This is a genomic window from Parasphingomonas caseinilytica (assembly GCF_036663755.1).
In the GTDB taxonomy this organism is placed as follows: domain Bacteria; phylum Pseudomonadota; class Alphaproteobacteria; order Sphingomonadales; family Sphingomonadaceae; genus Sphingomonas.
The window spans coordinates 274,091-295,542 of record NZ_JAXOJL010000004.1 but is presented as its reverse complement, the minus strand read 5'-3'; the positions used below and the strand labels follow the sequence as shown (position 1 = coordinate 295,542).

20 protein-coding genes and 1 riboswitch are annotated in these 21,452 nt (G+C 63.5%); of the genes, 10 read left to right on the top strand and 10 right to left on the bottom strand.

The genetic code is table 11. From position 1 onward, the window contains the following. Positions 1-5: 5 nt before the first annotated feature. The 3 genes from U1738_RS11405 to recQ form a co-directional block, all read right to left on the bottom strand. A complete protein-coding gene (locus U1738_RS11405) occupies positions 6-395 on the bottom strand; it encodes a hypothetical protein (protein ID WP_332789172.1) in 390 nt (129 codons plus the stop codon). Next, complete coding sequence (locus U1738_RS11400; RefSeq protein ID WP_332789171.1) at positions 392-826, bottom strand: protein tyrosine phosphatase family protein; 435 nt, start codon at positions 824-826, stop codon at positions 392-394. The genes U1738_RS11405 and U1738_RS11400 overlap by 4 nt, the downstream gene beginning before the upstream one ends. Before the next feature lie 210 nt (positions 827-1,036). Then, the gene (gene recQ / locus U1738_RS11395; RefSeq protein ID WP_332789210.1) at positions 1,037-2,809 is read right to left on the bottom strand and encodes a DNA helicase RecQ; all 1,773 of its coding nucleotides are present in this window, start codon (positions 2,807-2,809) and stop codon (positions 1,037-1,039) included. Between the two features lie 53 nt (positions 2,810-2,862). Here recQ and U1738_RS11390 point away from each other — a divergent pair, with 53 nt between their 5' ends. Further along, positions 2,863-3,135 carry a GNAT family N-acetyltransferase gene (locus U1738_RS11390; protein WP_332789170.1) on the top strand — a complete coding sequence of 91 codons (273 nt, stop codon included), beginning with the start codon at positions 2,863-2,865 and terminating at the stop codon, positions 3,133-3,135. 1 nt (position 3,136) lies between these two features. Here the strand turns inward: U1738_RS11390 and U1738_RS11385 are convergent, their stop codons facing one another. Then, complete coding sequence (locus U1738_RS11385; protein ID WP_332789169.1) at positions 3,137-5,254, bottom strand: M3 family metallopeptidase; 2,118 nt, start codon at positions 5,252-5,254, stop codon at positions 3,137-3,139. Between the two features lie 210 nt (positions 5,255-5,464). Continuing rightward, on the bottom strand, positions 5,465-7,279 hold the full coding sequence (locus U1738_RS11380; protein WP_332789168.1) for an ABCB family ABC transporter ATP-binding protein/permease: 1,815 nt from the start codon (positions 7,277-7,279) through the stop codon (positions 5,465-5,467). Positions 7,280-7,400: 121 nt separating this feature from the next. Between U1738_RS11380 and U1738_RS11375 the strand changes: the two genes are divergently transcribed. Together U1738_RS11375 and U1738_RS11370 are read left to right on the top strand one after the other, a co-directional pair. Beyond that, positions 7,401-7,634 carry a hypothetical protein gene (locus U1738_RS11375; RefSeq protein ID WP_332789167.1) on the top strand — a complete coding sequence of 78 codons (234 nt, stop codon included), beginning with the start codon at positions 7,401-7,403 and terminating at the stop codon, positions 7,632-7,634. Positions 7,635-7,841: 207 nt separating this feature from the next. Next, a complete protein-coding gene (locus U1738_RS11370) occupies positions 7,842-8,291 on the top strand; it encodes a hypothetical protein (protein WP_332789166.1) in 450 nt (149 codons plus the stop codon). Here U1738_RS11370 and U1738_RS11365 read toward each other — a convergent pair. The 5 genes from U1738_RS11365 to crtY all read right to left on the bottom strand — a co-directional run bounded on the left by U1738_RS11365 (position 8,280) and on the right by crtY (position 13,091). After that, positions 8,280-8,492: a hypothetical protein gene (locus U1738_RS11365; protein WP_332789165.1), complete on the bottom strand. Its 213-nt coding sequence runs from the start codon at positions 8,490-8,492 to the stop codon at positions 8,280-8,282. The genes U1738_RS11370 and U1738_RS11365 overlap by 12 nt on opposite strands. Before the next feature lie 277 nt (positions 8,493-8,769). Next, entirely contained in the window at positions 8,770-9,723 is a 954-nt protein-coding gene (locus U1738_RS11360; RefSeq protein WP_332789164.1) for a phytoene/squalene synthase family protein, read from the bottom strand. Positions 9,724-9,835: 112 nt separating this feature from the next. Then, complete coding sequence (locus U1738_RS11355; protein WP_332789163.1) at positions 9,836-10,417, bottom strand: LOG family protein; 582 nt, start codon at positions 10,415-10,417, stop codon at positions 9,836-9,838. Beyond that, on the bottom strand, positions 10,414-11,919 hold the full coding sequence (locus U1738_RS11350) for a phytoene desaturase (protein WP_332789162.1): 1,506 nt from the start codon (positions 11,917-11,919) through the stop codon (positions 10,414-10,416). Before U1738_RS11350 ends, U1738_RS11355 begins: the two co-directional genes overlap by 4 nt. Next, on the bottom strand, positions 11,916-13,091 hold the full coding sequence (gene crtY, locus U1738_RS11345) for a lycopene beta-cyclase CrtY (protein ID WP_332789161.1): 1,176 nt from the start codon (positions 13,089-13,091) through the stop codon (positions 11,916-11,918). Before crtY ends, U1738_RS11350 begins: the two co-directional genes overlap by 4 nt. Positions 13,092-13,385: 294 nt before the next feature. On the opposite strand from crtY, the gene U1738_RS11340 reads away from it, so the two are divergent. From U1738_RS11340 to U1738_RS11310, 7 genes are all read left to right on the top strand, one after another. Then, positions 13,386-14,198 carry a sterol desaturase family protein gene (locus U1738_RS11340; protein WP_332789160.1) on the top strand — a complete coding sequence of 271 codons (813 nt, stop codon included), beginning with the start codon at positions 13,386-13,388 and terminating at the stop codon, positions 14,196-14,198. Next, positions 14,131-14,559, top strand: coding sequence for a DUF2141 domain-containing protein (locus U1738_RS11335; protein WP_332789159.1), 429 nt, complete (start codon positions 14,131-14,133; stop codon positions 14,557-14,559). The genes U1738_RS11340 and U1738_RS11335 overlap by 68 nt, the downstream gene beginning before the upstream one ends. A gap of 70 nt (positions 14,560-14,629) precedes the next feature. Further along, a complete protein-coding gene (locus tag U1738_RS11330; RefSeq protein WP_332789158.1) occupies positions 14,630-15,514 on the top strand; it encodes a MipA/OmpV family protein in 885 nt (294 codons plus the stop codon). A 271-nt stretch (positions 15,515-15,785) separates the two neighbouring features. Continuing rightward, positions 15,786-16,790, top strand: coding sequence for a ferritin-like domain-containing protein (locus tag U1738_RS11325; protein WP_332789157.1), 1,005 nt, complete (start codon positions 15,786-15,788; stop codon positions 16,788-16,790). Between the two features lie 61 nt (positions 16,791-16,851). Continuing rightward, positions 16,852-17,901 (top strand): ferritin-like domain-containing protein, encoded by a 1,050-nt coding sequence (locus U1738_RS11320; protein WP_332789156.1) that lies wholly within the window; start codon positions 16,852-16,854, stop codon positions 17,899-17,901. Positions 17,902-17,983: 82 nt separating this feature from the next. Next, positions 17,984-18,091: riboswitch (TPP riboswitch) on the top strand. A 34-nt stretch (positions 18,092-18,125) separates the two neighbouring features. Beyond that, on the top strand, positions 18,126-20,048 hold the full coding sequence (gene thiC / locus U1738_RS11315) for a phosphomethylpyrimidine synthase ThiC (RefSeq protein WP_332789155.1): 1,923 nt from the start codon (positions 18,126-18,128) through the stop codon (positions 20,046-20,048). Between the two features lie 50 nt (positions 20,049-20,098). Next, positions 20,099-21,196 carry a hypothetical protein gene (locus tag U1738_RS11310; RefSeq protein ID WP_332789154.1) on the top strand — a complete coding sequence of 366 codons (1,098 nt, stop codon included), beginning with the start codon at positions 20,099-20,101 and terminating at the stop codon, positions 21,194-21,196. Positions 21,197-21,452: the final 256 nt, after the last annotated feature.

Sequence of the window (21,452 nt, the reverse complement as noted above, 5' to 3'; positions counted from 1 at the left end):
CTTGCTTACACTCTTGTCAGCGACGCTTCCAGTGCCCGCACATCGCTTTCGACCACGCCGAATAGCAATACCCGTCCGAATAACCGCTCACCTGTGCCAACTTCGACACCTTCCACCGCGGTGAACAGTTCGAGCGGCGGCAACAACCGCCGCGCCGCCACCTTCGCGCCGTGCCGCTTCAGCACCGCGATCGTGCCGTTGCCCAGTACCAATGCGGCATTGCCGTCGGTGCCGACGATCGCGGCGCGGGCGTCGAACCCAGCCAGCATCTCCTCGGCCATCTCGCGCGCTCTGGCGGCATCGCCGATCCGGCTCTCGCCCAGCCGCAGCATCCGCGCGAACCCGGCCAGCGCGAGAATGGCGATCAGCGATCCGCCGAACTGCGCCCAGTTCATCTGCCGGAGGCGAGCGCGTCGAGCAGCGGGCGGATGCCGGTCAGATCGTAACCGGTCGCCGCCGCCTTCGCCATCAGCGTATCGGGATGATCGCCCATCTTGGCCCGCGCCAGCGCCCACAGATTGCAACTGCGCGTGCCCGATCGGCAGAAGGCCAGCACCGGCCCGTCGGCCGCCTCCAGCACCGCGACCATCGCATCGATCTGCGGATGCGAGAAACCGGCATGCGTGATCGGGATCGCGGCATAGCTCAGCCCTGCCGCTTCCGCCGCCGCGCGCACCTCGGCCCCCTCGGGCTGGCCGGCATCCTCGTCGTCGGGGCGGTTGTTGACGACCGCCCTGAACCCGGCGGCGGCGATCTCCGCCAGCTCGGAAGGGGCGATCTGCGGCGCGACCGAGATGGACTCGTCGATGTGGAGGATGTTGGCCATATCGGTCGTCATAGCTTCCCGGTCGGTCGTGCGAAAGTGAAGAAGGTCTGCTCACACGAAGACACGAAGGCTATCGCTCATTCCGTCATCCCCGCGAAGGCGGGGATCCCGCTGCCTTGCCCCGCACCAAGTAGAAGAAGCGTCATCCTCGCATTCGCGAGGATGACGGAAGGGAGTGGGAAACGCGGATCCGTTACCGAGCGTGCAGGATCACCCCTCGCGAATAACCGCCAGAAACGCCTCGCCATACGCCTCCAGCTTGCGCTGCCCGATCCCGCTGATCTCCCCCAGCGCGCGCAAGGTGCCCGGACGCACCGACGCCATGTCGCGCAGCACCGAATCGTGGAAAATCACGTAAGGCGGCACGCTCGCCTCCGCTGCCAGCGCGCGGCGTTTCGCGCGCAACGCTTCGAACAGTGGATCGCCGGTCGGGTTCGCCACCGTCCCCGCCGAACTCCCGCGCCGCCGCCGCTCGCGTTTCGGCGGCACGATCAGCGAGACAGTCTCGCCCTCCTTCAGGATCCCGCGCGCCCCGGGGCCGAATTCCAGCCCGCCGAAATCGTTCGCCCGCAACGCATCGCGCAGCAGCAGCGCCCGCGCCACCGGCTTGATCAGCGCCTGCTCCTCGCCCGACGATGCGATGCCGAACACGCCCAGCGCCTCGTGCCCGTTCATCAAACTGCGCTCGCTCGAAATCCCGGTCAGCACCTGTTCGATATAGCCGACGCCAAAGCTCTGCCCCGTGCGAAAGACGGCGGAGAGGAATTTCCTCGCCACCTCCGTCGCGTCGATCGCCGCAGGCGGGTTCAGGCAATTGTCGCAATTGCCGCAATTCTCAGGCGCATCGTCACCGAAATGCTTGAGCAGGATGCGCCGCCGGCACCCCGGCGTCTCGACCAGCGCGCCCAAAGCCGTCAGCCGCGTGCGCTCGCCCGCCTGACGCGCCGGTTCGACCTCGCCGATCCGCTGTCTTGCCTTGGCGAAATCCTCCGCGCCCCAGAACAGATGCGCCACCGCCGGATCGCCGTCGCGGCCCGCGCGGCCGGTTTCCTGATAATAGGCCTCAATCGATTTCGGCAGCCCGGCATGCGCAACGAAGCGCACGTCCGGCTTGTCGATCCCCATCCCGAACGCAACCGTCGCGCACATCACCATATCCTCGGAGGCGACGAAATCGGCTTGGTTCTTCGCCCGCACATGCGGGTCGAGCCCCGCATGATAGGCCCGCGTCGGTCGCCCGGCTTTGGCCAGCGCCTCGGCCATCTTCTCGGTCCCCGCACGGCTCTGGACATAGACGATCCCCGCCCCCGGCGTCTCCGCGATCAGGTCGGCGATCTGCCGCGTCGTATTGTCCTTGGGGCTGATGCGGTACTGGATATTGGGCCGGTCGAACCCGGCGACGATCATCCCCTCGCGCGGAATGCCGAGCTGATCGAGGATGTCGGCGCGGGTATGCTCGTCGGCGGTTGCGGTCAGTGCGAGACGCGGCACCTGCGGGAAATGATCGAGCAGCGGGCGCAGCAGGCGGTAATCGGGGCGGAAATCATGGCCCCATTCACTAACGCAATGTGCCTCGTCGATCGCGAACAAGGCCAGCTTCGCCTGGGACAGCAGTTCGCGAAACGCCCCGCCTGATGCCCGCTCCGGCGCGACATACAGCAGGTCCAGCTCTCCCCGCCGGAACCGCTTTATCGTCTCTATCTGATCGGTATCGACCGAGGTGAGCGTCGCGGCGCGAATCCCGATCGCCGTCGCCGCCCGCAACTGATCGTGCATCAGCGCGATCAAAGGCGAAACGACCACGCACGTCCCCTCCAGCACGACCGAGGGCAATTGATAACACAGCGACTTGCCCGCCCCGGTCGGCATCACCGCCAACGTATTCTCCCCCGCCAGCACGCGCGTGACGACATCGGCCTGTACCCCGCGAAAACCGGGAAAACCGAACGTGGATTGCAATGTGGGCAGCGGATCGAGGGGCATCGCCATGCACCTAGTCATTTCAGGCTCCGCGTCCAACCTGCTAAGCACGGCCCATGACCGAACCGCACGACAATACCGCGCAGAGCCGCTTCGAACTCGAACAGGACGGCGAGACCGCCTTCGCCGCCTATCGCTTGGATGGCGGCACGATCACCTTCACGCACACCATCGTGCCGAAACCGATCGAAGGGCAGGGGATCGCCAGCCGCCTGATCGCCTTCGCGCTGGCCGAGGCGCGCGCGAAGGGATTGAGGGTCATGCCCGAATGCAGCTTCGTCGCCGCGTACATCGAGCGGCATCCGGACACGCAGGACCTGCTCGCCTAGATTATTTCGCCGCCGGCACCGCATTCAGCCCAAGATAGTCGAGCATCGGTCCGACATCCGGATCCTTGCCGTAGAACGCCTTGAACATCGGCCCGTATTCCAGCGTATGGCCGCGCGACAGGATCAGGTCGCGGAAGCGCTGGCCGTTGGCGCGGGTCAGGCCGCCATGCGCGACGAACCACGCGAACGCGTCGTGATCGAGCATCTGCGTCCAGGCGTAAGCGTAATAGCCCGCCGCATAGCCGCCGCCCCAGATGTGCGAGAAATAGCTCGTGCGGTAGCGTGGCGGGACATAGGCGGTCTCCAGCCCCATGCTCGCCAGCGTCTTCGCCTCGAACGCATCGACATCCTGCTTGGGCGCGTCGGCCGGCAGCGCGTGCCATGCCATGTCAAGCTGCGCCGCCTCCTGCGCCTCGCCGGTGGAATAGCCCTGATTGAAGGTGCGGGTGGATTTGATCTTGTCGACCAAGGCCTGCGGCATCGCCGCGCCGGTTTTGTAATTCACCGCGTAATGCGCCAGCACCTTGGGATCGAGCGCCCAATTCTCGTTGAACTGCGACGGGAATTCCACGAAATCGCGCGCCGTGTTGGTGCCCGACAGCGTCGGATACACCTGATCGGCGAACAGGCCGTGCAACGCATGGCCGAATTCGTGGAACATCGTCGTCACGTCATCGAAGCTGATCAGCGCGGGGCTGCCCGCCGCCGGCTTGGTGAAATTGGCGACATTGTAGATCACCGGCTTGGTGCCGAGCAGCTTGGATTGCCCGACGAAGTTCGACATCCACGCCCCGCCGGACTTGTTGTCGCGCTTCCAATAATCGAAATACATCACGCCGATCGTCGTGCCGTTCGCCTCGAACACCTCGAACACGCGCATGTCGGGATCGTAGACCGGCAGATCCTTCCGCTCCTTGAAGGTGATGCCGTACAGCTGGTTCGCGGCATAGAATACGCCGTCGGTCAGCACCTTGTTGATCTCGAAATACGGCTTCAGCGCATCGCCATCCAGCGCGTACTTGGCCTTGCGCACCTGTTCCGAATAGAAGTTCCAGTCCCACGGTTTCAGGTCGAAATTGCCGCCAGTCGCCTTGATCTGCGCCTGCAATTCCGCTGCCTCGGCGCGCTGCTTGGCGGCCAGCGCCGGGCCGAACTGCTTGAGGAAGCCGAGCGCCGCGGTCGGCGTCTTGGCCATCTGATCCTGCAGCGAATAATCGGCATAGGTCGGGAAGCCGAGCAATTTGGCCTTCTGCGCGCGTAACTGCGCCAGTTCGGTAATCGTCGCGCGCGTGTCGTTGGCGTCGCCCTGTTCGGTGCGCGTCCAGCTCTTGGTGAACAACGCCTCGCGCGTCGCCCGGTCGGTCAGCGAGGCAAGCGCCGGCTGCTGCGTCGTGTTCTGCAGCGGCAGCACCCATTTGCCCTTCAGACCGCGATCTGCCGCCGCCTTGGCCGCCGCAGCGATGCCGTCCGCACCAAGCCCGTCGAGCTTCTTCACATCGTCCACCACCAGCGCACCCGCCTTGGTTCCGGCGAGCAGTTTCTGCTGGAACGCGGTCTGCAGGGTCGAAATCTGCGTGTTGAGCGCGCGCAGCTTCGTCTGGTCGGCGGCGTTCAGCTGCGCACCTGCGCGAATGAAGCCCTGATACGTGACGGTCAGCAATTGCGCCTGTTCCGGCGTCAGCTTCAGCGTGGCGCGCTTGTCCTGCAACGCCTTCACGCGCGCGAACAGCTTCGCGTTGAGCGAGATCGCGTCGAAATGCTCGCTCAGCTTGGGCGAGACCTTCGTCTCGATATCCTGCAGCGCGTCATTGGTGTTCGCCTGGCTCAGCGCGAAGAATATCTGGCTAACCCGGTCGAGCATCCGCCCGGATCTCTCCATCGCCACGATCGTATTGTCGAACGTCGGTGCGGCGGAATTGGCGGCGATCGCGTCGATTTCGGCGAGGTGATCCTTCATCCCCTGTTCGAACGCCGGCAGGTAATCCGCATCCTTGATCGCGCGGAAATCGGGCGCCTGATAGGGCAGAGTGCTGGGCTTGGCGAACGGGTTGGCAGCGTTTTGCGCGGTAGCGGGCGTGGCGAATACCAAGACTGAAGTGGCGAGCAGGCGAGCGATCATCGTGGTTCCTCGGAACGTTTGGATGGCGCGGTTTGTCGATCCTATGTCGCGGAACGGCAAGTGAATTCGCGCCGGCCTTCCCCACCCACGTCATCCTGAACTCGTTTCAGGATCCAGGCGCGGTCGTTTGCCAAAGGGACAGTGTCAGTAAGATGGATGACCGCGCATGGATGCTGAAACAAGTTCAGCATGACGGCAGGTGAGCACCACTCACTCCGCCGCCAGCACACCCTCTTCCTCCGCACGCTCCTGCGCCTGCCGGTTCCACATCTCGGCGTATAGACCATTGCGTCGGAGCAAAGCCGCATGGCTCCCGCGCTCCACCACCGCGCCCGCCTCCAGCACGACGATCTCGTCGGCATGCACCACCGTCGACAGGCGGTGGGCGATCACGATCGTCGAGCGCCCGCGCTCGATATCCTCCAGCGTCGCCTGAATCTCGCCTTCGGTGCGGCTGTCGAGCGCGCTGGTCGCCTCGTCCAGGATCAGGATCGGCGGGTTCTTCAGCAGCGTGCGCGCGATCGCCACGCGCTGCTTCTCGCCGCCCGACAGCTTCAGCCCGCGCTCGCCGACGCGCGTATCATATCCCTCGCTCTGCCCCTCGATGAAGGTCGCAATCGCCGCGCCACGCGCCGCGCCCTCGATCTCCGCCCGGCTCGCGCCCTCGCGGCCATAAGCGATATTGTAGCCGATCGTATCGTTGAACAGCACGGTATCCTGCGGCACGATGCCGATCGCGGCGCGCAAGGACGCCTGGCTGACCTGGCTTATATCCTGCCCGTCGATCGTGATCCGCCCGCCGGTCAGGTCGTAGAAACGGTACATCAGCCGCGCGAGCGTGCTCTTGCCCGCACCCGACGGCCCGACCACCGCCAGCGTGTGGCCGGCCGGAATGTCGAGATCGATGCCCTTCAAAATCTGGCGGTCATCGTCGTACCCGAAGCGCACGTCCTCGAACCGCACATGCCCCTTGCCCACAACCAGCGCCGGCGCGTCGGCCACGTCGGTCACTTCGCTTGGCGTATCGATCAGGTCGAACATGCTGCCCATGTCGATCACGCCCTGCCGGATCGTGCGATAGACCATCCCGAGCAGATCGAGCGGGCGAAACAATTGCGCCAGCAGCGTCGACACCAGCACCACGTTGCCGGCGGTGAATTCGCCCCGGTTCCAGCCGAACACGATCAGCCCCATGCCGAACGCCATCATCGCATTGGTGATCAGCGACTGGCCGATATTCAGCCAAGCGAGAGAATTCTCGCTCTTCACTGCCGCCCCGGCATAGGCCGTCATCGCCGCATCATAGCGCTTCGCCTCGCGTTCCTCGGCGCCGAAATATTTCACCGTCTCGAAATTGAGCAGCGAATCCACCGCATGCGCCACCGCACCGGTGTCGAGATCGTTCATCCGCGTGCGCAAGGCCGCACGCCAGTCCGTCACCCAGCGCGTGAAGGCAATGTACGCCACGACCATCGCCAGCGTCGCGGTCACCAGCCATCCGCCGAATTTCGTGCCGAAGATGCCGACGACCAGCGCCAGTTCCAGGATCGTCGGCGCGATGTTGAACAGCAGGAAATACAGCATCGTATCTATGCTCTTGGTGCCGCGCTCGACCACCTTGGTCACGGCCCCGGTGCGGCGTTCCAGATGAAAGCGCAGCGAGAGCTGATGCAGGTGCCGGAACACGTTCGCCGCCAGCCGTCGCGTCGCATCCTGCCCGACGCGTTCGAACACCGCGTTGCGCAGATTGTCGAACAGCACCGAGGCGAAGCGCGCCGTGGCGTAACCGATCACCAGAGCGAGGATCAGCGTGGTTGCCGATCGATCCCCCTTCGCCATCCCGTCCACCGCGCCCTGCAACGCGAATGGTGCGCCGTACACCTGCACCAGCTTGGAGAACACGACGAGCGTCATCGCGCCGACGATGCGCAGCCGCAACGCGGGCGCATCGGCAGGCCAGAGATAGGGCAGGAAGCGCCTGAGCGTCGGCAGCAACGGGCGCTCGGCGCTGGTGGGTTCGGTCATCGGTGGCACGGCCATTATGTAGGGCGGGTCAAGCCCCCATGAAAGCGCCCGATGGAACAAGTGGGGCGCTTCATCGATTTTAGGTGCGGAACGGGAGACGAAACCCCCGGGGAGAAAGACTGTGGAACCATTGTTCTTCGTCATGGCGATCATGGGATGTTCGGACGGCAGCGCCAATTGCGCCGAGGCCCGGGTCGAACGCGCGCATTATTCCACGATGCAGCAATGCCAGGCGGCCATGCCAGCCGCTTTGATGCGCAACACCGACGTGGACTATCCCGTCGTCTCCGCTACTTGCCGCATGAATGGCCAGCAGATGGTCCAGGCGCGCGGTGGGGCGAAGCGGAACGGGTAACCTTCGAGAGTCTCAGGCCAGCTCACTTTTCCCGCACCCCGCCCCGTTCGCCCCGAGCCTGTCGAAGGGCGTGCCCCAAGCTCAAATGGGCGTTCGTGGCACGTGCTTCGACAAGCTCAGCACGAACGGAGGGACGGTAAATCGCGAGGCGATTGCGCCCTCAGCTCTTTGCTATCAAACCCCTGTCATAATCGGCAGGGATTTTTGATGCGCAAAACGAACGATATCCATAAGGCACGCTGGATGCGCCGCATTCTCGGCATCGTGCTAGGTGCCATCGCCGCGACGGTGCTGATCTCGGGAATGGAGGCGCTCGCCACCCTGCTCTATCCCTTCCCGCAAGAACTCGAGACGCTCGATCCCGCCGCGCTGGCCGTAACGATGGCTGCGGTGCCCCTCCCGGCCAAGCTGATGGTCGTCCTCGGCTGGACGATCGGCGCGTTCGGCGGCGCGTGGCTGGCGCTGCGGGTCAGCGACTGGCGCTGGGCGGGTTGGATCATCGCCCTGCTCGTGGCCGCGGCCGGTATCGCCAACATCCTGGCGCTGCCGCACCCATTATGGATGCAGATCGCGGCGATCGCGGCACCATCGATCGGCGGGCTGGCCGCATCGCGGCTGCACCACAAACCCTATCGCGGCGAACCGTTACTCGGCTGAAGGATCGGTTTCGCGCTGCATCGGCAGCGACCACAGGATCTGTTCGCGCAACAGCGCCTCCAGCTCGTCCGCCCCGACATTATGCGCCGCCGCGCGCTTGCGCAGCAACGTGGCGAGCAGGCTCGCCCGGCTGTGCGGTTCATGTTGCGCAGCGCGCCCTTGCGACAGGGCACGCGACAGGCGCAGGGAAAGCATCGTCATGACGGGGAAGGTAAGGCCAGGCTGATGAGCGCCCCGCTACGGAATGGGGTTAGCAGGGCGTTACCCTTTCCCCTTTCTGCTGCTTCCCCGGCGAAGGCCGGGGCCCAGTCGGGAAACAGAAGTGATCGGGCGCTGCGCGAAGTTACATCGACCTTCGCGACTGGACCCCGGCCTTCGCCGGGGAAGCGTGAGCCGGCTAAATGCGATCCCTTCAACCCGTTCGTGCTGAGCCTGTCGAAGCACGTGCCCCATACGCGCCTCTCGTTTTAAAAGCGCCTCACCGCCCCGGCCGCACCCAATCGATCTCCCGTGCCGCCGGCGGATACAGCGCCTGCCGCCGCCCCGCCGCCAGAAACGCGCGCGCAATGAAGCGCACCTTGTCCAGCTTCGACGTCGTGACCCGACTATCCCACGCCCGCTCGCCGCGCTCGGCCACGGTGCGCCCGATCGCGCCGTAGATGTCCGCCGCCGCCAGCACCGCCCAGGCCGACCTGAACGACAGCTTCGGCGTGCCCACTCGCGCACTCGCCTCGAACTTCGCCGATCGTTCCGCCAGCCGCCGCGCCAGCACCGCGAGGCGCGCCCGGAACGGCGGCTTCATGTGCTGGCCCGGCGGGATATCCATCTCGACGAACCAGTCTTCGGGCACGTAAGCGCGCCCGACCCGGTCGTCCTCCTCGATATCGCGTGCGATGTTCGATAGCTGGAACGCCATGCCCAGGTCGCACGCCCGGTCCAGCGTCTCGGCATCGTCCGGCGAAACCCCCATCGCCACCGCCATCATGCACCCGACGACGCCCGCGACATGATAGCAATATTTGTACAGGTCCGCCTCGCTGCGTGGCCGCCAGTCGCCCGCGTCCAGCGCGAAGCCGGCGATCAGGTCGCGGGCGAAGGCGTGCGGCATCCGCGTCTCGGCGGCGACGATGCGCAGCGCGTCGAACGCCGGATCGCCGATCGTCTCTCCGGCCAGCGCCGCCTCGGTCATCGCGGTCATCCGCGCCAGCCGCTCCGGCGCATCGTCGACCACACTCATGTCATGGCCATGATCCTGCCCGTCGGCGATATCGTCGCACGCCCGGCACCACGCATAGAGCAGCCACGCCCGCTCCCGCGTCCGGCGATCGAACAATTTGCTGGCGGCGGCGAAACTCTTGGACCCGCGCGCGATCGATTCCTGCGCCGTCGCGACGATCGCATCGCGCGTGGGGAGGGCGGGTGGGCCGCTCACGCAGTCCGCCGTTCGCCCTGAGCCTGTCGAAGGGCACGAGGCGCGGTTCGGGGCATAGGCTTCGACAGGCTCAGCCCGAACGGAGGGCGGAGATTGTGCGCCGGCCCAATTCTCACAAATCGCTGGCCTTCATCTTCGTGATCGTCTCGATCGGCACATGCGCCGTCATCTGCGCCAGCAACCCGTCCAGCGCATCGTCGATCAGCAGGATCCCCTGATGCTGCGGCCGCAGGAACCCGACCTCGCCCATCTTCGCATAGAAGGCGATCAAATGATCGTAATAGCCCGCGACGTTCAGCAGCCCGACCGGCTTGGCATGATAACCGATCTGCGCCCAGCTCAGCGCTTCCCACAATTCGTCCATCGTGCCCGTCCCGCCGGGCAGGTTGATGAACCCGTCGCTCAGGTCGGTGAACGCCTGCTTGCGCTGGTGCATCGTACCGACGACGTGCAGTTCGGTGCAGCCGCGGTGCGCCACTTCGGCATCGACCAGGGCTTGCGGGATGATCCCGATCACCTCGCCACCGGCCTCGAGCGCGCCATCGGCGACCGCGCCCATCAACCCGAGCCGCCCGCCGCCATAGACGACGCCGATCCCGCGTTCGGCGAGCGTGCGGCCAACGGCGCGGGCAGATTCGACATAAACGGGGTCCGCCGGCGTCGCCGACCCGCAATAGATCGCAAGGCGTTTCACTTCGCCCCCTCCAGCATGAGCGCCGCCGTCGCCTTGGCACTCCCCACAACCCCTGGTATCCCAGCGCCCGGATGCGTGCCGGCCCCGACGAAATACAGGTTCGGGATATGATCGTCGCGATTGTGCACGCGGAACCACGCGCTCTGCGTCAGGATCGGCTCCAGCGAGAAGGCGCTGCCGAGATGCGCGTTCAGGTCGCGCGCGAAATCCTTCGGCGTGTACGAGAATTTCGTCACGATCCGCTCGTGGATATCGGGGATCAGCCGCCGCCCGATCTCGTCTAGGATGCGCTTTTCCAGCACCGGCGCGATCTCGTCCCAATCGACCGGGAACTTGCCCATGTGCGGCACCGGAGCCAGCGCGTAGAAAGCCGAATGTCCCTCCGGCGCCAGGCTCGGATCGGTCACGGTCGGATGATGCAGGTACAGCGAGAAATCCTCCGGCAGCACCCCGGTATCATACAGGTCCGCCAGCAACCCTTTGTAGCGCGGGCCGAACAGGATCGAATGGTGCGGGATGCCCGGCCATGTGCCCTTGATCCCGAAATGCACTACGAACAAAGACGGCGAGTAACGCTTGCGCTCCAGCTTCGCCTTGGTCCGCTGGCCCGACCGGCTGGTTTTCAGCAGATCCTTATAGGTGTGCACCACGTCGCCGTTGCACGCCACCATATCGGTATTGGCGGCCCAGCCGCTCGCCGTCGTCACCCCGGTCGCGGTGTCGCCCATCGTCTCGATGCTGACAACCGGATCGGCCAGCTTCAGCACGCCGCCCAGCCGCTCGAAATGCGTCACCATGCCCGCGATCAGCCGGTTCGTGCCGCCCATCGCGAACCATACGCCGCCGTCACGCTCCAGCTTGTGGATCAGCGCATAGATCGCGCTGGTCGTCATCGGATTGCCGCCGACCAGCAGCGTGTGGAAGCTCAGAGCCTGGCGCAGATGCTCGTCCTTCACAAACGACGACACCATCGAATAGACCGATCGCCACGCCTGATATTTGGCCAGTGCCGGCGCCGCCTTGATCATCGACGCGAAGTCGAGGAATGCGACATGGCCGAGCTTCTCGTATCCCTCGTGGAACACGCCGGCCGAATATTCGAGGAACTTGGCATAGCCCGCGACATCGTCGGGATTGAGTTGCGCGATCTGCGCGTTCAGCAGCGCATCGTCGTTGGTGTAATCGAACGTGGTGCCGTCCGGCCAACTCAACCGGTAGAATGGCTGGACGGGGGCGAGCGTCACGTCCTCGCTCATCTCGCGCCCGGTCAGCGCCCATAATTCCTGCAGACACGCCGGATCGGTGATCACGGTCGGCCCGGCGTCGAAGGTGAAGCCGTCCTGCTCCCACACGTACGCCCGCCCGCCGGGCTTGTCGCGCGCTTCGACGATCGTCGTCTGCACGCCCGCCGATTGCAGCCGGATCGCGAGCGCCAGCCCGCCGAATCCCGCGCCGATCACGATCGCGCTGCGGTCGGTCGTCTTGGGCGGGGCGCTGCTCATGCGGACGTGCCGTGGATGCCGCCGGTGATCGCATGCAGCGCCCGGCCGATCGGCACCGGCGGCTTGCCGGAAAGGATGCGGGCCATGTCGGTCATCGAGGAGCGTCCTGCATAAAAGCGCCCGATCAGCTGGGGCGACAGCCGATAGAAGCGTTCGAGAATACGATAGCGTTCCGCCGGCTCGGCCGCCTTGAACAGCATCTTGTCCAGCATGCGATAAAATCCGCGCGCGCGCCATGTCCTCTTCGCAAAACCGTACGTCAGATCGTGCAGCGCCGCACCGCTCAGGTCGCCGGCGTTCGCGATCAGCGCGGCGGTGCGGATCGCATCGGGCAGCGAATAGCCGGTGGTCGGGTGGAACAGCCCGGCGCGCATCCCGGCCTTGGCCGTCTTGTTGCCGCCGCTCAGCCAATAGCGGTCGAAATCGCCGCCCATCGCCACCGGCAGCACGCCCGCTTCCTCGCGCGCCGCCTGTTCGATCACCCAGCCGCGTGCGGCGACATAGTCATGGATGCGATCGGCCAAGGTCGAGATGTAGAGATCGGGCGTGTCGCTGTAATAGGTATCCTCGACGAACATCCGCGTCGCCGCGAGCGGCAGGCAATAGACGAAACGATATCCGTCGATCTGCTCGACGGTCGCATCCATCACCATCGGGTGCGGAGCGTCATGCGGTTCGGAAAGCCGGAATTCGCGCCCTACGAACTTCTGCCAGCCCAGTTCGAGCAGCGACAGGTCGCCGGTGCCGCGGCAATCGATCACGCCTTTCGCCTGGATGCGGTCGCCACCCTCCAGCAGCACCGCCGTCGGGCTGGCGCCCAGCACCTTGCGCCCGAGCATCAGGGCCTGTGCCGGCAAGGTCTGCCGCACCACGGCATCGAGCCGCTCCGATTCGATCGAATAATAAGACGCTGCGATCTGTCGGCGATGCGCGGGGAAGGCGACATCGTAAGTCTTCCAGCCATAGCTGACCAGCGGCGCGACGATCCAGCGATCCGCCTCCGCCACGTCGCTGCCGAAGAACGACCACAGGTGATTGCCACCGATCGCGCGGCTCGCGTCGATCAGCCGGATGTCGAGTTCGGGATGTTTACGCTTGAGCGCCAGCGCGATCATCCCGCCGGCGAGACCCGCACCGACGATCGCCACATCACATGGGATAATCGTCGCCATGGCGCAGCGGTTAGCCGATCCCGCCGCGCGCGCAAGCACTTATGCCCCGCATATGCCCTGATGTGCGTAACCTGCGACGTTCTGCTCTTGCCCTCACGCTGCCGTCATCCTGACGACGGTCGGACCCGCAAAAAGAAGCCCCTCCCCTTCAGGGGAGGGGTTGGGGTGGGGCCGTGCCGCAAATTCTGGCGCTGGTCTCTTCGAGATGGGACCGCCCCACCCCTACTCCTCCCCTGAAGGGGAGGGGCTAAGAAGGATTGGTCCGGCTGCCTACGCAAGCTATACCCACCCCGGATGACCGCCGCCGCCAACATCGCCCTCGCCGTCTCCCTCTCCGCGCTCGCGATGAGTGTCATCGTGGGGTTACGCTACCTGATCGTCAGCGGCGCGTTCGCCGCGCTCACCTCGGTACGCCAGCCGGGCCTGTACAAGGGCCTCGACCGGCAGATGCGGCGCGAGATCGGCTGGAGCCTCGCCTCCGCCGCGATCTACGGCGTGCCGGCGGGCGTCATCGCCTGGGGCTGGCAGAATCACGGCTGGACGCGGGTCTATGCCGATCTGAACGCATACCCGCTCTGGTATCTGCCGCTCTCGATCCTGCTCTATCTCTTCGCGCACGATACCTGGTTCTACTGGACGCATCGCTGGATGCACCGGCCCGGCCCGTTCAAGCTGGCGCATGCCGTGCATCACGCCAGCCGCCCCCCCACCGCCTGGGCGGCGATGGCCTTCCACCCGATCGAGGCGCTGACCGGCGCTGTGATAATTCCGCTACTGGTCTTCGCAATTCCGATCCATCCCGCCGCACTCGGGGTGGTACTCACGGTGATGACGGTTATGGGTGTCACCAACCATATGGGCTGGGAGATGTTTCCGGCACCGATGTGGAGAGGGCGCCTGGGCGGCTGGTTGATCACCGCGAGCCATCATCAGCGGCATCACGAACGATACGGGTGCAATTATGGTCTCTATTTCCGCTTCTGGGATCGACTCTGCCGCACCGACGCGGGGATCGGCACGTTCAAGTTCAGGCACGGCGATGATCCGCGTGGCCGGCGCGTCGATGGCGCTGCTGTGCCTGTTGCCGGGGGCGAGCCCGGTCGCTGACCTGCACATCGATGTCGCGAAATTGCGCAACGCAAAGGGCATGTTGCGCCTCTGCCTGACGGCCGACCCAAAGAATTTCCCGGCCTGTGTCGACGATGCCCGCGCCGTCACCCGCTCGGTGCCCGCCAGCCAGACGGACATGGTGTTCGCCGGCCTGCCCGCCGGTGATTACGCGCTCGCCGTGATCCATGACGAGAACAGCAACAACAAGCTCGATACGATGCTCGGCATCCCGCGCGAAGGCTTCGGTTTTTCGCGCAATCCCACGATCACGTTCGGCCCGCCGCGCTTCACCGCCGCCCGCTTCACGCTCGCCGGTGATGCCAATCGGCAACAGGTCCGTATGAAGTATATGTTCTGACGGCGAAAGCCGGAGCCAAACGCGTTTCGCACGCGTTGCTGCCGAACTGTTTTCTCCGGGAGTATTGATCTTGAACCTGCCGATCCGCCATCTGGCCCCCTTGATCGGTGTGGCATTCGCTCTCTCCGCCGCCCCCGCCTTCGCCCAGAATGCCGACACCGCCGGACCTCCGGCGCTGCCGCAGTCGGAAATCGACACCGGCGGGGACAGCGTGTCGATCGCGATCGGCGTCGCCACGATTCCCGGCTATGAAGGTTCGGACAAGAACCGCGTCATTCCCGGCGCGCTCATCCGCGGTACCGTTTCCGGTATCAGCTTCATCTCCCGCGGTGCGCAGCTGTTCGTCGATGTCGTGCCGAACAAACCTGGCCCGACCTGGGATTTCCAATTGGGTCCGGTCGCGGGGCTCAATTTCGATCGCACCAGCCTGAAGGCCATCAACGACACCCCCGTCGAGGCGCTGGGCAAGCGCAAGACCGCAATCGAGGTCGGCGGCTATACCGGCATCGGCAAGACCGGCGTGATCACCAGCGATTACGACAAATTGAGCGTCAGCGTGTCCTACGTTCAGGACATCAACAAGGCGCACAAGAGCTACATCATCACGCCCGAAATCGATTACGGCACGCCGCTCAGCCGCAAGGCCTATGTCGGCCTGTCCGCCAGTGCGGTCTATGTCGGCGGCGAATATGCCGATACCTATTTCAGCGTCGATTCCGCGGGTTCGCTGGCCAGCACGCTGCCGGTCTACAATGCCGGCAAGGGCTGGAAGAATTATCAGGCCACCGCCTTCGCGACCTATTCGCTGACCGGGGATCTGCTGCACGGCCTGTCGCTGGTCGGCGGCGTCTCCTATTCGCGCCTGCTCGGCGATTTCGCGCGCAGCCCGATCGTCAGCATCGCCGGCGACCGGAACCAGTGGCTCGGCGCGGTCGGGCTGGCCTACACGTTCTGATCCTCACGCACCTTCCCTTCCTCGGCCTTCGCCGGGGAGGCCGCCATGGGTGTGCATACGGGGTTCAGCCGTGGTTAAATTATTTCGTTATTTCTCGCACGCTTGCTGCGTCCGTTTCGTGAATACGAACGTATAGCTTGAAATGCCGTGCCGATGTCCTCCATCGGACAGTTCCAGACGGCGGTGATTTTCGGTCGATGGCCCTGAAACGGCGGATCAGGGCGATCGTGTTCGCGTAATCCGCCGAAGTGATCCAAGGGAGACGACCGGCATGACCGATACACAGCAGCAGTTGATCGAGACGTTCGACAATCGCGTCGAACGGCGCAACGAGCGCCGGGAATTCTTCAAGGCGGCGATCGGCGCGGCGGCGGTCGCCGGTGCCGGTGCGGCGGCGGTCACGCTCGGCGGCGTCGCCACCGCGCAGACCTTCAGCGATGCCGACGTCCTGAACTTCGCGCTCAACCTCGAATATCTCGAGGCGCAATTCTATCTCTATGCGCTGAACGGCGCCGGTCTCGCCGCTGCGGATACGGACGGCTATCTCGTCGCCGGTACGCTCGTCGCTGGTGGCACGACGGTCGCCGGCCAGAAGGTCGATTTCAGCGGTGACGCCGTGGTCGGTGCCTATGCCAAGGAAATCGCTGCCGACGAACTCGCGCATGTCCGCTTCCTGCGTACTGCACTGGGCACCTCGCGCGTGCCGATGCCGAACATCGACGTCAGCCCGACGGCGTTCAACGTCGCGGCCATGGCTGCTGGCGTTTCTACTGCCGCCGCGCCGTTCAATCCCTATGCCTCGCCGGAAAACTTCCTGATCGGCGCATTCATCTTCGAAGACGTCGGCGTCACCGCCTATAAGGGTGCCGCTCCCTTGCTCACCAGCAAGACCTATCTCGAGGCCGCGGCCGGCATCCTCGCGGTCGAGGCGTATCACGCCGCGATCGTGCGCACATCGCTCTATGCCAAGGGCATTGCCACCCCGTCCAAGATGTTGCTCGAAACGACCGAGAAGATTTCGAACCTGCGCGATACGCTCGATGGTTCGCCAGCCGAAAACTCCACCATCGGCATCGGCGCGGACGACGATCAGGGCATTACCGGTTCGAACACCTCGACCGGTTTCGCTTCGAACATCGTGCCGCTCAATGCGAACGGCCTGGCCTATAGCCGCTCGACCGGGCAGGTGCTGAACATCGTCTATGGCAACCGGACGACCCCGAGCGGCCTGTTCTTCCCCAATGGCGTGAATGGAACCTTCAAGGCGAACGGATGAGGCGCACTCGGGCCCATCCTTACCCTTCCGTTTCATCACCATATTTCAGGGAATCTTCGAAATGATCGATCACAACAACGCTCTTGAAGTCCTCACCGCCATCGACAAGCGGCGCGACGAACGCCGTCGCTTCATGAAGGTCGCCGGCACTGGCACCGCCGTTCTCGGCGGCGCGGCTCTGCTCTCCGCCTGCGGCGGCAACGGCACGACCGCCACACCGACGCCGACGCCAACGCCAACCCCAACGGCAACGGCAACCACGGCCAATTTCGATCTCGACATTCTGAACTTCGCGCTCAACCTCGAATATCTCGAAGCGCAATATTACCTCTACGCCGTCACCGGTTCGGGCCTCACCGCCAGCCAGACGGCGAGCGGTTCCGGCACGGCCGGCGGTACCGTCACCGGTGGCGCGCAGGTCAATTTCTCCGGCGATGCTCTGGTCGGTGCCTATGCCCGTGAGATCGCGGCGGATGAGGCGGCACACGTCGTGTTCCTGCGTTCGGTGCTCGGCTCGGCGGCGGTCGCCATGCCGAACATCAACATCAGCCCGGCGATCTTCAGCGCGCTCGCGACGGCGGCAGGAATCGACCAGACGGCCGGCAACTTCAATCCCTATGCCTCGCCGGAAGCCTTCCTGCTCGGCGCGTTCATCTTCGAGGACGTCGGCGTCACCGCCTATAAGGGTGCGGCCCCGCTGATCACCAACAAGACGTATCTGGAAGCGGCGGCGGGCATCCTCGCGGCCGAGGCCTATCATGCCGGTCTCGTCCGCACGGTGCTCTACAACAAGGGCATCGCCACGCCGTCCAACAACCTGATCACCAACGCCAACAAGATTTCCGATGCGCGTGACAGCGTGGACGGCACGGTGGTCAGCGCCAGCGTTTCGGCGGCGGACGACGATCAGGGCATCACCAACGGCGCCGACGCCAATCTGGTGCCGACGGACGGCAACGGCATCGCCTATAGCCGTAGCGTCTCGCAGGTGCTCAACATCGTCTATCTCAACACCGCGGCGAAGACGGCCGGCGCATCGATGGGGGCGTTCTTCCCCAACGGCGTCAACGCCAACCTCGCGGCGTTCAAGACGAGCTCCGCCAACGCCTGATCGCCCTCGCGATCGACACTCTCGGGAGGCCGCGCGGAAATCCTGCGCGGCCTTTCCTTTGTCCGCCGAAGCGCTTAGGCTGCGTGCATCCCCGGGGGGCTGCGCCGAAGCAGCTGAGATATGGCTGATGCCATGACCCGCCGAACCTGATCCCGTTAGCGCGGGCGGAGGGAGGGAGGTCGCCACAAGACCGTCCTTGCTCCGTACATTTTGGAGCATCACGCATGGCCGACATCCCCGCCCGCACCGAAATCGGCGTAACGACCGGCCCCATTCGCGGCAGCCGCAAGATCCACGTCCCCTCGCCGACAAACCCCGCCGTCAAGGTCGCCATGCGCGAGATCATGCTCGATCCCACGTGCAGCGAACCCCCGTTGCGCGTCTACGACACGTCCGGCCCGTACAGCGACCCCAAGGCGCGCATCGACATCAATGCCGGCCTGCCCGAACTGCGCCGCGACTGGATCATGGGTCGCGGCGATGTCGAGGCGTACGACGCGCGCGAAATCCGCCCCGAGGATAACGGCCAGCTCGGCCCGGACCGCTCCGGCGGCGTCCCGCAATATCCGAACGTCATCCGCCGCCCGTTGCGCGCCAAGCCCGGCCAGAACGTCAGCCAGATGCACTACGCCCGCCAGGGCATCATCACGCCCGAGATGGAATATGTCGCCATCCGCGAGAATCTCGGCCGCGCCGAACTGCGCGAAAAGGCCGCCCGCGACGGCGAAAGCTTTGGCGCGAGCATCCCCGATTACGTCACCCCCGAATTCGTCCGCGACGAGGTCGCCCGCGGCCGCGCGATCATCCCCAACAACGTCAACCACCCCGAATCCGAACCGATGGCGATCGGCCGCAACTTCCTGGTCAAGATCAACGCCAATATCGGCAACAGCGCGGTCGCCAGCAACGTCGCGGCCGAGGTCGACAAGATGGTCTGGTCGATCCGCTGGGGCGCGGACACGGTGATGGACCTGTCCACCGGCCGCAACATCCACGACACGCGCGAATGGATCATCCGCAATGCGCCCGTCCCGATCGGCACCGTGCCGATATATCAGGCGCTGGAAAAGGTCGGCGGCGTCGCCGAGGATCTGACGTGGGAGATCTTCCGCGATACGCTGATCGAGCAGGCCGAACAGGGCGTCGATTACTTCACGATCCACGCCGGCGTCCGCCTGGCCTATATCCCGATGACGGCAAAGCGCGTCACCGGCATCGTCTCGCGCGGCGGCAGCATCATGGCGAAATGGTGCCTCAGCCACCACAAGGAAAGCTTCCTCTACGAACGCTTCGACGAGATCACCGAGATCATGAAGGCGTACGACATCGCCTACAGCCTCGGCGACGGCCTGCGCCCCGGCAGCATCGCCGACGCCAATGACGAGGCACAGTTCAGCGAACTCTACACATTGGGCGAACTCACCCACCGCGCGTGGAAGAGCGACGTGCAGGTCATGATCGAAGGCCCCGGCCACGTGCCGATGCACAAGATCAAGGAGAATATGGACAAGCAGCTGCAGGTCTGCGGCGAAGCGCCCTTCTATACGCTCGGGCCGCTCACCACCGATATCGCCCCCGGCTACGACCACATCACCAGCGGCATCGGCGCCGCGATGATCGGTTGGTACGGCACCGCGATGCTCTGCTACGTCACGCCCAAGGAGCATCTCGGCCTGCCCGATCGCGACGACGTGAAGGTCGGCGTGGTGACGTACAAGCTAGCCGCCCACGCCGCCGACCTCGCCAAAGGCCACCCGGCGGCCAAGATGCGCGACGACGCCCTCAGCCGCGCCCGCTTCGAATTCCGCTGGCGCGACCAATTCAACCTGTCGCTCGATCCCGACACGGCGGAGCAATATCACGACCAGACCCTCCCGGCGGAAGGCGCCAAGACCGCCCACTTCTGCTCGATGTGCGGCCCGAAATTCTGCAGCATGAAGATCACGCAGGAAGTACGCGACTTCGCCGCAAAGCAGAACCAGCCCGCCAACGCCTTCATCGCCGCCGACACCGCAACCGAAACCGCCGACGACGACCGCGCGCTCTTCGCCAACGGCGCAACGCACGCGGATGCGGAACGCGGCATGGCCGAAATGAGCGAGGTGTTTAAGGAAAAGGGCGGGGAGATTTATCTGCCGGCGGATTGACTTTTGAAGATCGTTCTTGAATTCTATGACTGAGGATCTTGGAGAATTAGGTGAGGCGGGAAACACTTATTCTGGCGCTGGAACGGATCAGAACCGACATCGTGTCCACTGGCATCCAAGATATGCTGGAAGAGGCTTTCAAGGCCGCAAGGACATCCTCAAAAGAAGGATCTTCTCTATCATTTTCAGTTTTTCAGAAGGCCGTAATTGCCTATTCGCAATACGGTGAACCGGAAAAACAGATATTAAAGATTTTTGGATTGCCAGATATATTTGAACCCAATTTTTGGGAACGCGTCGAACAGGGGCAGGAAGCTTCTTACCTTTATGAATATGTGCGCAATGTTAACAATGTCTTGCACATTACTCCGCAGATTATTGATTTAATTAGTCAGGATTTTGTTGCCGAGGCAAAATCTAATCCTTCTTCTTTGCCGGAATATCTTAGGGGTAGAGAATTAATTACTATTATCTTGGCGGAAAATTTTGGGGAATTTTCAAATACAGAAAGAGTAATATTTGCACTCCAATCTATAACTGAATTTTACGAGGTTCATGAATCGCTTATCGGTGAAGGCTCTGATAGTCTTGTCCTGCTCGCCTGCGATTCCGGAAGTGATAAAGCGTTCGATCTTCTTGGCGCTGCTAAGGTAATATCGTCCATAAAAGAAACGATAATATTTATTTGGGATAGGGTTGTTTTTCATCGGCATGCCCAATCAAGAGCATCACTCGAAGTGATATCGCAAGCGCTTCCCGTTCTCGAGCAAATATCTAAGCTATCTGAAGCTGGGTCTATAACACCTGAACTCGCTGAGCAGCTTCGGCGTAAAACTATGGGAGCATGTAAAAAGTTCGTAGATTCGGGGATTATAATACCAGAAATGAGTCAACAGTCGACTCATACTCCTAGGTTGCTAATGGCTCCAGAACGGAAGTTGTTGATGGGACCTGGAGATAAAAATACTGAAGATCGTTCGAAAAATAACGAAACTGATGATCGCACACGTAGTGTAGCCGACGTAGAAACAGATTTTCCTGATGTTCAATCTCAGATTGCTGAACTGCAGCGGCGTGTAGTAGCTGCCGAAGCGGCAGTTACACGTTCTCCGGTCAAAGGCAGGGCGCGCGACAAAAAGACTGAATAACATAACAAACTGAAAGCGCATTTATCATGCGAGATTTCAACAAGACATAAAATATTATATTTATGCGTAACTACCTTGCTAAATTGGCTCACAATTCATTGGATGATAACGAACATATACTGCGCGTGCTATGGCTGTGCATGCCTTAGGTTTTTTTGGATCGCAGACGATGTTTTTGATATGGTTGCTCCAAATATGAGATCAATATATACTCGGCAAGTGTACCGGCGATTGAACAGATAGCAGGAGCGTTTAA